Origin of the sequence: Nostoc sp., assembly GCF_036916655.1 — a bacterium.
GTDB lineage: Bacteria > Cyanobacteriota > Cyanobacteriia > Cyanobacteriales > Nostocaceae > Nostoc.
Genome location: NZ_JBALFY010000116.1, coordinates 1 through 13,656, shown reverse-complemented (window position 1 = coordinate 13,656; position 13,656 = coordinate 1). Strand labels below are relative to the sequence as shown.

Annotated in this window: 11 protein-coding genes; 5 read left to right on the top strand and 6 right to left on the bottom strand. The window is 39.5% G+C overall.

Going from position 1 to position 13,656, the window contains the following annotated elements; genetic code table 11:
- The first annotated feature begins 368 nt into the window (after positions 1-368).
- On the top strand, positions 369-2,297 hold the full coding sequence (locus V7L31_RS30290) for an alpha-amylase family glycosyl hydrolase (RefSeq protein ID WP_334699657.1): 1,929 nt from the start codon (positions 369-371) through the stop codon (positions 2,295-2,297).
- Positions 2,298-3,051: 754 nt separating this feature from the next.
- Complete coding sequence (locus tag V7L31_RS30285) at positions 3,052-3,234, top strand: CsbD family protein (protein ID WP_292853925.1); 183 nt, start codon at positions 3,052-3,054, stop codon at positions 3,232-3,234.
- A gap of 283 nt (positions 3,235-3,517) precedes the next feature.
- On the opposite strand, the gene V7L31_RS30280 is transcribed toward V7L31_RS30285, so the two are convergent.
- Positions 3,518-4,612, bottom strand: a complete 1,095-nt coding sequence (locus V7L31_RS30280; protein WP_334699656.1) for a hybrid sensor histidine kinase/response regulator — start codon at positions 4,610-4,612, stop codon at positions 3,518-3,520.
- Positions 4,613-5,006: 394 nt separating this feature from the next.
- Here V7L31_RS30280 and V7L31_RS30275 point away from each other — a divergent pair, with 394 nt between their 5' ends.
- On the top strand, positions 5,007-5,726 hold the full coding sequence (locus V7L31_RS30275; protein WP_334699655.1) for a response regulator transcription factor: 720 nt from the start codon (positions 5,007-5,009) through the stop codon (positions 5,724-5,726).
- A gap of 193 nt (positions 5,727-5,919) precedes the next feature.
- On the top strand, positions 5,920-7,608 hold the full coding sequence (locus V7L31_RS30270; protein WP_334699654.1) for an NAD(P)H-quinone oxidoreductase subunit 4: 1,689 nt from the start codon (positions 5,920-5,922) through the stop codon (positions 7,606-7,608).
- Positions 7,609-8,716: 1,108 nt separating this feature from the next.
- Here the strand turns inward: V7L31_RS30270 and V7L31_RS30265 are convergent.
- The 3 genes from V7L31_RS30265 to egtC form a co-directional block, all read right to left on the bottom strand.
- Positions 8,717-8,914: a hypothetical protein gene (locus V7L31_RS30265; RefSeq protein WP_334699653.1), complete on the bottom strand. Its 198-nt coding sequence runs from the start codon at positions 8,912-8,914 to the stop codon at positions 8,717-8,719.
- 391 nt (positions 8,915-9,305) lie between these two features.
- A complete protein-coding gene (locus V7L31_RS30260; RefSeq protein WP_334699652.1) occupies positions 9,306-10,193 on the bottom strand; it encodes a pirin family protein in 888 nt (295 codons plus the stop codon).
- 572 nt (positions 10,194-10,765) lie between these two features.
- Positions 10,766-11,554 carry an ergothioneine biosynthesis protein EgtC gene (gene egtC, locus V7L31_RS30255; protein ID WP_334699651.1) on the bottom strand — a complete coding sequence of 263 codons (789 nt, stop codon included), beginning with the start codon at positions 11,552-11,554 and terminating at the stop codon, positions 10,766-10,768.
- A 1-nt stretch (position 11,555) separates the two neighbouring features.
- Between egtC and V7L31_RS30250 the strand changes: the two genes are divergently transcribed.
- Positions 11,556-12,314, top strand: coding sequence for a nucleotidyltransferase domain-containing protein (locus tag V7L31_RS30250; protein WP_334699650.1), 759 nt, complete (start codon positions 11,556-11,558; stop codon positions 12,312-12,314).
- Between the two features lie 189 nt (positions 12,315-12,503).
- On the opposite strand, the gene V7L31_RS30245 is transcribed toward V7L31_RS30250, so the two are convergent.
- Together V7L31_RS30245 and V7L31_RS30240 are read right to left on the bottom strand one after the other, a co-directional pair.
- Positions 12,504-12,866: a hypothetical protein gene (locus V7L31_RS30245; protein WP_334699649.1), complete on the bottom strand. Its 363-nt coding sequence runs from the start codon at positions 12,864-12,866 to the stop codon at positions 12,504-12,506.
- Positions 12,863-13,189 (bottom strand): DUF5674 family protein, encoded by a 327-nt coding sequence (locus V7L31_RS30240; protein ID WP_334699648.1) that lies wholly within the window; start codon positions 13,187-13,189, stop codon positions 12,863-12,865. Before V7L31_RS30240 ends, V7L31_RS30245 begins: the two co-directional genes overlap by 4 nt.
- Between the last annotated feature and the right edge of the window lie 467 nt (positions 13,190-13,656).

The window sequence follows — 13,656 nt, the reverse complement described above, 5'->3', positions numbered from 1 at the left end:
TACTCAGTATTGCTCAGATGTCACAAAACCTTGTTGAAAGCTAATCTCTAAAGGGTTGAGGTGTTCTCAAATCTGTTGTCGAATATACACTTAAACACCAGCTAGACTCAATATTTACCGAAAGTCAATTTAACTAAATATTGTAAATTTTTGTGATCGAGCAATTATAGTTAATAACTCCTATATTTCTTTGTTTTTATCCTCTAGCAGATGAATTATATCTATCGATAGAATTATAAACTAGCTAGCGATAGATACCTATACCGTTGGCAGGATGCCACAATACCAAGGTTTGTAGCAATACACAATACTCGAAACGTTATAGTGTGGTCTACAAGTATGAATTACATTAAATTTTGAGTTCTTTTATGGTACAAACCCCTCCATCTCAGTTTTCACCAGATCAATATAAAGTTGATTCTGCACAAGAAAAAGTAGACGCTATTATAGAAACCCCACCATCGGAAGCTGAAATTGACCTAGAGTTTCTTTACACCAGAGATATTGAATTTCGTCAAGAAACTATTTACTTTCTTGTGGTCGATCGCTTTTATGATGGCGATCCAGATAATAGCGAAGGTGCAAACTCAGAACTGTACGATCCAACTAGAAAAGATTGGGGTAAGTATTGGGGTGGCGACTTGCAAGGTGTCATCGATAAATTAGATTATCTCAAAAATATGGGAGTGACAGCCATTTGGTTAACTCCACTGTTTGAGCAGGTTGAAGAGTTATTTGTTGGCAATGCAGCGCTACATGGTTATTGGACAAAAGACTTTAAGCGGATTAATCCTCGCTACATTGCTGATGGAGAGAACCCTTCTTTAAACGCTACTCAAGAAGAAAAAAATACCACCTTTGACAAGTTAATTACAGAACTGCACAAGCGAAATATGAAGCTGGTGCTAGATATTGTCTGCAACCATAGCAGTCCTGACACTAGTGGTAGCAAAGGCGAATTGTATGATGATGGCGTTAAAATTGCTGATTTCAATGATGATGTTAATCATTGGTATCACCACTATGGTGAAGTGCAAAACTGGGAAGACGATTGGCAAGTACAGAACTGTGAACTATGTGGTCTAGCAACCTTCAATGAAAACAATACAGAATATCGAGAATATATTAAGTCAGCAATCAAACAATGGCTAGACCGGGGTGTGGATGCACTGCGCGTGGATACTGTCAAGCACATGCCGATTTGGTTTTGGCAAGAATTCACTGGCGAGATGACCAATCACAAACCAGATGTATTCATTTTTGGTGAATGGATTTATAGTAATCCGAGTGACGATCGCTCGGTGGAATTTGCCAATCACTCAGGGATGACACTTCTAGACTTTGGTTTGTGTGTGGCAATTCGAGCTGCATTGGGGCAAGGTTCAGAAATGGGATTCCAAACCATTCAATATATTTTCGATCAGGATTATCGCTACAAGGGGGCAACAGAGTTAATTACCTTTATCGATAACCATGATATGTCCCGCTTTCAATCGCTGAACCCCGATCCAGCGATGTTGAAGGTTGCGATCGCTTTAATTATGACCTGTCGCGGTATTCCCTGCATTTACTACGGTACAGAACAGTATCTCCATGACGACACCGATGGCGGTAACGACCCATACAACCGCCCAATGATGGAAAATTGGGATACTGATAGTGAAATTTATCGTTGCATCAGGCTGCTGTCTGGCTTACGGCGACTGAATCCAGCCGTATCAATGGGTAGCCACTGGCAAAAATACTTAACAGCAGATGTTTACTGTTATGTACGCCGTTATCGTGACTCTGTGTGTTTTGTCGCTTTAAACCGGGGAGGAGAAGTTACTTTACCAGAAGTAGAAACAGAATTGCCCGATGGAGAACATACCTGCGTGGTGACTCGCAACAAGTATGAGGTGAAAGATGGCAAGATTTATAACCTAGTACTAGAAGAAAGGGGAGTGATTGTTTTCAGCCACGTTGGCGAACGGATCAAAGCACAAACAATTGTCCGCGTCCAACTCAATGGCGTAGAAACCCAACCAGGTGAAATCGTTGTGGTGACAGGAGATTGCCCAGAGTTAGGTAACTGGGATATCAGCAAAGCGTATCCCTTAGAGTACATCAACACCAATACCTGGTCTGCGGAGATTCCCTTTGATGAAAGTGCTGGTAAGCTGATTGCTTATAAATATGCTATGTGGCGGGAAGGGCGATCGCCTCTGCGCGAAAATCTGGTAAACCGCCGCTGGGTGATTGCCAAAGAAGGTACTGTCAAATGGCGTGATACCTGGGCATCAGGAAGAGAATCATAGAGTTTATCAAGAGGCAGGAAGCAGATAGTGCGGCGTAAAGCCTCTTCAAGAGAAGGCTTTACGCCGCACTAAGCTAAAATACATCTATATCTTGCATATTAAAATTTTATTAATATCTTGTGGGGTGGGCATCTTGCCATAGGTGTCAAGTTAAGCTCAAACTAATTATGTCAATAAGCATTTATGCTTAAAAGCTTGGTTTGAAAGGGACAAAAAACGAACTTTTTCAGGGACTATTAATGCTTTGTTTATTAGCATCACTCCCGGCTTGCGTATAAAAGTCAGAATAGGTTCACTTTTATACTTAGTTCCTAACAAAACCCATCGTTGACAAATGGGTTTTAACCTTAAGTTGACACTAATGGCATCTTGCCCGCCCTGATTATGCAACTTGAATACTGATTAGCCGATCGCCACTAAGTTAGAAGCTTCCCTACCCTGTTGACATATTTATCATATCCAGTGGTAATAAGCCAATTTGCAGTTTACCATCATCGCTATCTACCTGAAGTTATAAATTATTTTTGTCTCAAGATAGAACAATATAATGATACCTTTCTCTCTTTTGGATATTACTTGAATTCTCAATGATGAATTTAAGCGCTGAATAACTATGTACAACGGACACAAATATTTGTCATAATAACATCGTCAGATAGAAGAATTAAAACTTGTTTAAAAGTAACTTATAGATATTGCAGCGCTTTTCAAGTGAGCAAAAAAATCAACACTTAACATACTAGGAACAAAAAAAATGAGTATTGAAGATAAAGCAAAAGCTTTTGCTAAAAACGTCGAAGGAAAAGTACAAGAGGCAATTGGCGAAGTAACTGGCGATCCTAAAGATAAAGCTGAAGGTAAAGCAAAACAAGCTGAAGCTGAAGTTCGCAACACTGCTGAAAATATCAAAGATGAAGTTAAAAAGACTTTAGACTAGTCTAGGCGGAAGTTTGCCCTATCTTTAATAATTTGCTCAATTAGGGGCAAGTCATGAATTTCCCCTAATTGTCTGCTTAGTTTAGATTTTAGCTGGATTTACACCGTAGTATACTAGGTAAAAATTTATTTAGTCAGAAGGTTCAGTAAATAACTATTTACTGAACCTTCTTTTTTGATTGAATCTGTGTTTTGTCTGAGATTTTTAGGCATTTGGACAAGAGCGATCGCAAAATATTTCCTCAAAGCTGCTAATTCATGATTACTCTTCTATTTACCTATTTTTAGTGTTCACTAGCCACAGGTAGACGTATAGTGAATGTACTACCCTTGCCTGGTTCAGATATTACATCGATAGTGCCTTGATGTGCTTCGATAATATAGCGAGATAGATATAGTCCCAAACCGCTACCAGAACGTTGGTGTTTCCCTTGACGAAATCGCTCGAATAATATGGCCTGATCTGGTTTAGAAATTCCTGGCCCTGTATCTTGGATATCAATATTCACAGCTACAGGAGTGAGATGACAGTGAATATCTACAGAACCTTTGTCTGTAAATTTGATGGCATTACCGATGATATTTGTCAAAACTCGCCGCAGTTCGACGCGATCGCCCATGATAGTGCTTGCGGTTTTGTCTTTTTCAAGGTTGACAACTAATCCTTTTTCTTCAGCTAGGGGAGTTAATTCTTGGGAAACTTCACTAACTAATTCCTGAATATTGCAGGGAGAAATTTTTAAGATTTTACAGCCCGCTTCGTGACGATAAACTTCTAGCAAGGTATTTACCATTTCCAGCAGGTCTTGATTGCTGCCAATCATGGTATCAATTATTTCTTGCAATTGTGGCGAAACTTCGCAAAACCTGCCTTCTAGCAATAATTTTAATACGCGGTTAGAAGCTACTAAGGGTATACGTAAATCGTGAGTAAAACGTGAGACAAAATCTGCCCGGAGGTTAGCCATCTGATCTCGTTCGTCGATGCTATGCTTGAGACGCAAGAGCGATCGCACTCGTGCATGAAGTTCATCAGGATCGAATGGTTTACGAATAAAGTCATCTGCACCAGCATCGAGTCCTTCCACAACACTAGACTGATAGTGAGCCGTGAGCAGCAGAATGGGGATAAATGGCAATGCCTGATTCTTTCGGATGCGTCGAGTAAATTCATAGCCATCAAGCTCCGGCATCATCACATCTAAGAGAATTATGTCAGGTGGTGACTCCTCAACCATAGCCAGAGCTATTTTGCTATTTTCCACCAACGTAATTTCATAGTCCTCATCTTCTAGGACTGCTTCTAAGACCAGTAGATTGTCAAAAACATCATCGACAACGAGAATTTTATCTTTTTTGACAGTTTTAGTTAAAGACATAGGCTAAATAAAAAAGAAGTGCTTGGCTATTCCTAGCAAATCTAGTAATAGCTTACTTTACGAGCGCTGACATTATTAAGAATTTAGATTTTCTTTTAGAGTTTCCTAAGCTAAATATTCCATTTTCTAAGTATATATACGATTAAACCTTGAGCTATTGTATTAATAGTGACTTTTTTGTTTTAGTATAGAACCCCAGTGTATTTATATCTGAGTTGTTGACACCGAAACTCTTGCCTTAGAAAGGCTTACGAGATAAGGTTATTTATGTCTCATGGGAGATGAAGTTTAGGGAAAAATAGCAACTGCATTGCTTTTTGTATAAGATCCCGAATAGAAGAACGAGATTATTTTAATCTGTACTTTAGATAAATAACAGTAAAGTTAAGCAACTATGAGTGAAATCAAGATCCTTTTGATTGAAGATCACAACCTGACAAGAATCGGCTTAAGGTCTGCTTTACAAACTCAGCCAGAGTTCAACATTGTCGGTGAAGCAGCCAATGCAGCCGACGGCATTAAGCTCCTGAAAAGTCTCAAGCCGGATGTTGCAACTATTGACATTGGTTTGCCTGACATGGATGGTATCGATCTAACACGCACATTTAGGCAATATCAATCAGAAAACGAGGATTATACAACAAAGCTGCTAATTTTAACGATGCAGAATAGTGAACAGGCAGTTTTAGCCGCATTTGCAGCAGGTGCAGATTCTTATTGCATGAAGGATATCGAAACTGAGAAACTAGTAGAGGCTGTACAAACAACTCATGCAGGTAGCTCATGGATCGATCCAGCGATCGCAGACCTTGTATTACAACAAATACGTCAAGATTTCCCCGACGGTAGCAGAGGAGCATCTGGAAAAAGAGTCTTAATTGAAGGCATTGACCCAGATGTTGAGAAAAGTATAGTCAGCTATCCTTTAACTCATCGGGAAATGGATGTTTTAGAGTTGATTGTCGCTGGGTGTGACAATGCAGAAATTGCCAAAAGACTCTATCTAACAGTCGGTACTGTCAAAACTCATGTTCGAGGTATTCTCAATAAACTCTGTGTTGCTGACCGCACACAAGCTGCTGTCCGTGCTTTACGTGCTGGATTAGTACCTTGAGCAATAATGTTGTAATCATCAACTGCCTACACAAGAACACTTAACAAATAAATAAACAAATAACAATATTTCTTCCCCAGTCCCCAGTCCCCAGTCCCCAGTCCCCGTGATCCGGGACAAAGATTTATTAAGAAATTGTTACAAAGTTTAGTACAATGACATAATTGACAAATAAGTATTTTTCCTCATATACATGATAGCGGATCAATTTCCTTGGCTTACCGCAATTGTCTTGCTGCCACTCGTTGCTTCCCTGCTCATTCCTGTGCTGCCTGATAAAGACGGCAAGCGCGTGCGGTGGTATGCCCTGGGTGTAGGTATTGTAGACTTTGCCTTAATGTGCTACGCCTTTTGGAAGTATTACGATGCCAGTAGTGCTAGTTTTCAACTCGTGGAAAATTATGCCTGGGTGCCTCAGTTAGGTTTTAACTGGGCGGTATCGGTGGATGGACTTTCAGCGCCACTTGTGCTTCTAGCAGGATTTGTCACCACACTCTCGATTTTTTCGGCATGGCAAGTTGATCATCGACCCCGCCTCTTCTATTTTTTGATGCTGGTGCTGTATTCAGCACAGGTAGGGGTGTTCGTTGCCAAAGACTTGCTGCTATTTTTCATTATGTGGGAAGTAGAACTGATTCCCGTCTACCTATTAGTTTGCATTTGGGGTGGGCAAAGGCGTCGTTATGCGGCTACGAAATTTTTGTTGTATACCGCAGCGGCTTCTATATTCATTTTAGTTGCAGCCCTAGCAATGGGGTTATATGGCGGCGGGAATATGACATTTGACATCACCGCCCTCGCCAGCAAGGAATATCCTCTGAGTCTACAACTGCTACTTTATGCAGGATTGTTGATTGCATTTGGTGTCAAGCTTGCTGTTTTCCCCATGCATACCTGGTTGCCTGATGCCCACGGCGAAGCATCCTCTCCTGTGTCGATGATTTTGGCTGGTGTGCTGCTGAAAATGGGCGGATATGGACTGATTCGCCTAAATCTTGAGTTGCTTCCCGATGCACACATTTACTTTGCGCCCGTTCTAGCCATTCTCGGTGTTGTTAATATTATCTATGGTGCATTGAACTCCTTTGCTCAGACCAATATGAAGCGGCGTTTGGCTTATTCGTCGATTTCTCACATGGGGTTTGTACTGCTTGGAATTGCCTCATTCACTGATTTGGGAATCAACGGCGCGATGTTGCAGATGATTTCGCATGGCTTGATTGCATCAGTGCTGTTCTTCTTGGCAGGCGTTACTTACGATCGCACCCACACAATGGTAATGAAAGATATGGGCGGTATTGGTCAAGCCATGCCCAAAGTCTTTGCCCTGTTCACAATCGGAACGATGGCATCCCTAGCACTTCCCGGTATGAGTGGCTTTGCTGGTGAACTATCGGTATTTGTTGGGATGACAAGCAGCGATGTTTATAGTTCAACTTTCTGCACCGTCACAGTTTTTCTAGCTGCCGTTGGAGTCATCCTCACACCAATCTATCTACTTTCTATGCTGCGAGAGGTGTTTTATGGTAACGACGCAGCACTCCTATGCGACATTAATAATGCAGGCTTGGAAAATCAAGAAGATGACGGAACAGTTTGTTTTGGTACAGACTGTTTGGTACCAGAAGATGCAGTCTACGAGGATGCTAGACCCCGTGAAGTCTTCATCGCTGCTTGCTTTCTGCTAATGATTATTGGTATTGGTTTCTATCCCAAAATGGCGATGCAGATGTACGACGTGAAGACAGTTGCAGTGAATGCTAATCTTCGCCAGTCTTATGCCATAGTCGCGCAAACAAATCCCCAGGTTTATGCTAATAGATTCTTGGTTCCGCAAATTTCAGAGGTTGAGGTAGCGCCCGTTTTGGGAACTTTGAAGTAAGTTTTTTGACTAATAGATTTGTCTGAATGCTCTACGCAACCGATAATTACTGCATGATAGTATAAATAATTAGGTTGCGTATGAGTAATACTTCCTTCTTCTATGGACATAAAGAGCAATCTTTATAAAAGCTAGAATTGTTGAGAGTATCTGCATCCTGATATTTGATTAACAAACGAGTTATAGTTGCCTGATAGTGCGTCAAATGTGGTGCGATCGCACCACATTTGTCACCTGATCTTTAACACAGCTTCATAAAAAATTGGTATCAGCATTCACCTGACATTATAGAACTCCTATCTAATTTAAAAAAGCTCAGTACAACGCAAAAAAGCTGAGGACGTTCGGCGAAGCCTCAGCCGCCTCACAGCAGAAGCCTACTCCCTGCTTATCGAACTTGCGCTTCTCTTTCAGAGACGCTAACGCGAACGCACACCACGCAAATAAGTTCAAAAATCAAATCGGATTGCTATAGTCAAATTTGTATCTATTGCTGAACATATACACGTATTTATTGACGAAAGCTAATTAATCAAACTCAGCTTGTGTTAAAAATTCATATACTTTTTGCTTAAGTTAGTTAAATATGCGAATTAAGAGTTGATTTTAGATAAATCAGCATTTTAAAAAAGTTCAGTAACATTGCTCTTTTAATAACAAGTTAAATCTAACTAAAATATTAATAGTTGTGCTGGCTTAGTTGATAAAAAACTTCAATTATTCCACGTGTATCTATTTGTCAACTCTCTATCAGACTGATTCATTAGTACTAAAATAAGCGCTCTATTTTTACGAAGGAGAAGTTTATTTTCACCTTACCTGATAGAAAAGGTAGCGGATTAACGTACTAAGAACTAGTAAGTCTATTCATTTAGAAATTGCTGTAATTAGGTTTTATTAAACAACAGCGTCATGATTTATGCTGGGAAATTGCGGTTTTTTTCAATTAATAACAAACACAACTTCTTTCAGCTTTGAATATTTATTAACCCATTTTAGCAATTCCCATGCAACAATATATTTCTCATTTGCTCCTACTAGTACTAGGAACAAGTTCAACTTTCATGATTACTCCGTGTCAAGCTCAAACTCCGGCAAAACCCAACAGTCAAAATACTGATAAGATTAATTCCATATCTTCAAATTCATCTTCTACTATCCAATTGAGTGATTTTGCCAATTCTACTAATAGCAAATCATCTATTGTCTCTGAAGCATCATCTAATAATTCTTCTGCCGCTAATGCCAATATAACAGAAAATAAGCCTAAGCTACGGGTTCCTATATCGAGCAGAATTTTTCCCACACATTCGATGCAGCAATAATTAGCGGCTAAATATTGAATTTACTTGCTTAGGCTGACAGGTATCTAAATTCATACATGATATACAATATTGCCTAGTGAAAATACTACCCTAGTAAGAGATTTTTAAGAGAACTCCACAGAATGATTGATCCAAAAGCTGTCATTGCGAGCGAAACGGAGTGTAGCAAAGCAATCCCAATATTTTGCGGTTGCTTCATTTCGCTTCGCTCCATACCCTTCGGGAACGCCAGGGGCGAACGCAATGACAATTGGGCATTTCTTTTTGTGGAGGTCTCTAATTTTTCTCTTTTGTTGGAGTAGGATAAGTATCATCCATCTATAGCGGCTCTCGTATTATGCGGGAAGCCGCTAGATAATGTAGTGTCTACATTCATTGAAAAACTGGCGTTACACCAGAAGTTGCTTGACGATCTCCTGCCTCGCGCAGACGTACTTCAATTTCAGAAATACGCGCCTCACCTGCTTGCAAAGCCTCGGCAGAGGTATGTACGGAATAGTATCCCAGTTTTAGCTCATACGGATGGCGAACTGCCGACCCCATTATAAAGACCGCTCCGTTTTTTTCATCAGCCTGCATGGTGATAACGCCATTACCAGAGGAAAAAGTCACTAACTCACCCTCACTGGCAATATCTGGTGTAGCCACCGCTCCCCGACTGACACTTAGCCAAGCCACATCCTGATCGACGGGGGGCTGGTATTCCCAGCGCTCACCTGGGGCAAGCGTGACCAACAGATAATTTATGCCTTCAGGAGAGCGTACGGGGCTTTTCACTCCAGCATAACTACCAAGAATGATACGGGCTGAACCTACGCCTGGAATCTTATCAGCTTCGAGATATTGACTATCAACTGGCCCATTTTCGAGTTCAGGTGGAAGAGCGATCCAAAGTTGATACCCACGCACACGCTTTGATGTACCAGAAGTCATTTCTTTCCCGTGCCAGACACCACCACCAGCACGCATCCATTCCACACCACCATAAGATATAGTACCCCTACCAGATTCAGGATCATCGAAGCGAACGTCACCTTCAATAATAAGAGTTACAGTCGCAATACCTGAATGCGGATGGATTGGCATAGATTCCGCCAGACTTGTATCGGCATCAATCAAATCCAAAAAAACAAAAGGTTTCAGCAAATGTCCTAAATCAGAAGGACTCATAAGCCGGATAATCGGCCCGTGACCTTGACCGCGTGTCCGATGGACAATTCTCCTTGTTTCTGTTTTTAGTGACATTTCTTTGCTATTCATAAATTATCTCCTTATTATTCGTTTCTGTGCAGTGATTTTTATTTGTAGCTGTGTCAAATTAATTTCATAAAATTTATAAAGCTTGAATTTTCTAGGGTCACAGCAGGTTTCATATATTTGAATCACATCTGTCGTAGGGACACAGAATTGCTCATTGGTGTCAATTTAACGTGAAAAGAAGTCTATAACTAGCTTTTAGATTGTCTCTGATGAGAATTGCTGTGCCCCTACCACTTAGTCTATTTACATGAAAATGGCTGTAAGCTTAAAAAAATTACAAATAACTTACAAGCTGTATCAACAGAAACAAATTGTTGTAATCCTAAAGTTGGTAAAGATTAACTTGATGACATGAATTTGTTTCAATACTATTTAATAATAAAACAAATATATAAAATGAAAAGTACGCACTTAAAAGTAACGTAGTCACCAAAAAGATACTGTACAATTTTCGGTTATATTGTCAAAAATTACAAAGGACAGAAACTCGTCATCATCTTGGAATAGTGCAAAAGTTTTCGAGTGATATTCATCGAAAGCTTGAAAAATAACCTCTTTCACACTAAATTTGCTCAGATTTGCTCAATTTGGATTTCACCGTCTATTCTCACACTAATGATGCTGTTTTCTGGGCAAGCAATCCAATTACCTATAAATAGTGGTTCAGACGCAATAATTACGGATTGGGGAAAAGTCGGATCATCTCTTATCCAGTAAAGAGATGGAGGCGGTGAAGTGGTAGCAAAACGAGAAGCTATTAAATGATTTCCGTCACTAAAAATCACGTTGAGTGAGGCTTCTACTTGATAGCGTTTTGCCATCTCTAAAAGCGTTAATAATGTAGTGCGTAAAACATATTCTGGAGGTCGATGTTTGTTAATTTGACTTTGTGAAAGTAATAATGCAAAAATGTGTTCGGAGTCAGTACTGCCATTAATTTTTTCGTAAAATTCTTGGGTTAAAGCGCTGCGAATTTTTCTGTGTAATGTTTTGCGGAAATTCTCAATTCGTCCATTGTGGATAAATAGCTGTTGTTGATGGTTAAAAGGCTGACAATTAGCAAAATCTACAGCTTGTCCTGGTGTAGCACTACGGACATAAGCAAGTACACACTTTGATTCAACGTAACGGCTGAGACTGGATAGGTTTATATCATTCCAAATAGGTAGAGTATTTTTATAGATGAAAGGATCAATATCTTTTTGATTATGATACCAACCCACACCAAAGCCATCTGCATTTACTAACCCTGATAGCATTTCGCGGGGTCGATAACTCTGGACTATGAGTGAGTGTTCTGGTTTATACAGAAGATGTTCTAAAGAAACAGGCGAACCAAGGTAAGCAAGTAAACGGCACATTATGAATATTCCACCTTCTATCAACACAATTATTAGGCAACAGCCTTACCCGTTTTTATTCACCACTATCAGTGGTTCCCACTTATATGGTTTTCCTTCACATGATTCTGATTATGATTTGCGTGGTGTGCATATTTTACCAGTTCAAGAAGTAGTGGGATTAAAGACTATAAATGAAACTATTGAAGTTTCAGAAATTCGTGAGTCTTTAGAAATTGATTTAGTAACTCATGATGCCAAAAAGTTCTTTTTGATGCTAATTAAAAAGAATGGTTATGTATTAGAACAATTATATTCTCCTTTAATATTAACAACTTCACCAGAACATGAGGAATTGAAAACTATTGCCAAAAATTGTATTACCCGTCATCATAGCTACCATTATCTTGGCTTTGCCACAACCCAATGGAAACTTTTTCAGAAACAATATACGCATCAACTTAAGCCATTACTTTATGTTTATCGAGTATTATTAACTGGAATTTACTTGATGCAGACAGGAGTAATCGAGGCTAATTTAATTAAGCTGAATGAAGTTTTTAACTTATCATATATTCCTGATTTAATTGCCCAAAAATTAGCAGGTACAGAAAGGTCTATTTTGTCAGATATTAATGTAGCTTTTCATCAAAGAGAATATGAGCGTCTACGTAATCAGTTACAGGAGGCATCTCAATCTAGCCAATTACCTGAAGCACCTTCATCTACTGCGGCTTTGCATAATTTGCTGGTACATCTGAGATTGAAGAGTGAATTATGAGTTGTTAAATTATGCCTTACCTATAGACAACAATAAGTAGGTAGGGGACTTGCAGGAAAATAAAGTACCAGCTAAACCGGGACAATTGTGATATCCCATTTGGGTAATGTTTCAGAACGCTGCCATAGTAATACCAGCAGATTCTAGTTTGGGTTGTGGTAATGGAGGTTGGGATTGAGTCATTATCAGTTAGGATTGTTGTACAGCAGGTAATTTTGACATTTGCAAAACACTGTCTAACCAAATGCCAAGTTCTTGAATAATCTGGTTTTTAGCATCTGTGTCATTCCAAGCTTGTTCCCAGTTAAACAGCCAGCGTGTGAGAAATCTTCCTAAGTTTGCTAACTCAAAAGCATTATCAATATCTATATCTGGGCCTATCCACTCAATAAAATACATAGTCTCTCTAATCAGGCTTTTGACCACATCCTCATCCGTAGAGTCACTGAAAAGTTGACTTATCCGTGCTAAATTAGTTGCCAATTTTTCCAATCTAACAGGAATACTATCTTGCACAAAGGTTTCTTGCTCATAAGTTAAGCCACTATTCATCCCAGAAACTCCATAATAATTGCGGCAACAATATCTCTAATCTTAACGTCCATAATTTCCATTGAACGATTCTGTCGGGGACGGAGATTAACCATAGACTCATAGATTACCTGTTGTGTATCAGGTCTGAAACGATGCGACCTAATATCACTCTGCTTACTGCCATCTTCTAGCAACGCCTGTTCACAGTAAAAGTGCATTTCACCTCCCCCAGCCAGAATCCGATGTTCAATATCTACCGCTACCTTAATATAAAACTTTAACTCTTGTAGCATCTGCTCAATTTGCCCCGGTGTAGCACGAACTCTAATAATCTCAATCAAAAAACTTACTTCTATTAAACATACGCTTGCCCTGGCTATCTTGCCTAATTACATCAGCCTTCAACTATCAACATTAAAACCCAATTGGTGCGTAGCTTTGTAACTAAATTTTCTACTTCCTGCAACTGGACTTCCTGCAACCGACAATACGCTGTATATCTGTATTGAAGCATAATTAATCGAAGTAATTAATTTGCAGCTTACCGCTGCATGGGAGAGATGTTATATTCTCTCCACCATGCCAGTAATTAATCTTGCCGATATTCAACAAATTACTAAAACACAGCAACAACTACTATTACCCAGTCAAAAATATCATCCAAATCGCTCTGCCTTTGACTCTATAAGTAGGTGGGCGAGAAAATTTATCAATATGTAACGAAATGTTAACTATGAGAATTAGAGTTAAATTTAACACGTTCTGTACTGTAATTTCCTTTTTCTCCCCTAGCTTCAACACCATGAAT

Coding starts and splice junctions, on each gene's coding strand:
- V7L31_RS30290 (WP_334699657.1), top strand. CDS start 369: ATGGTACAAACCCCTCCATCTCAGTTTTCACCAGATCAATATAAAGTT.
- V7L31_RS30285 (WP_292853925.1), top strand. CDS start 3,052: ATGAGTATTGAAGATAAAGCAAAAGCTTTTGCTAAAAACGTCGAAGGA.
- V7L31_RS30280 (WP_334699656.1), bottom strand. CDS start 4,612: ATGTCTTTAACTAAAACTGTCAAAAAAGATAAAATTCTCGTTGTCGAT.
- V7L31_RS30275 (WP_334699655.1), top strand. CDS start 5,007: ATGAGTGAAATCAAGATCCTTTTGATTGAAGATCACAACCTGACAAGA.
- V7L31_RS30270 (WP_334699654.1), top strand. CDS start 5,920: ATGATAGCGGATCAATTTCCTTGGCTTACCGCAATTGTCTTGCTGCCA.
- V7L31_RS30260 (WP_334699652.1), bottom strand. CDS start 10,193: ATGAATAGCAAAGAAATGTCACTAAAAACAGAAACAAGGAGAATTGTC.
- egtC (WP_334699651.1), bottom strand. CDS start 11,554: ATGTGCCGTTTACTTGCTTACCTTGGTTCGCCTGTTTCTTTAGAACAT.
- V7L31_RS30250 (WP_334699650.1), top strand. CDS start 11,556: ATGAATATTCCACCTTCTATCAACACAATTATTAGGCAACAGCCTTAC.
- V7L31_RS30245 (WP_334699649.1), bottom strand. CDS start 12,866: ATGAATAGTGGCTTAACTTATGAGCAAGAAACCTTTGTGCAAGATAGT.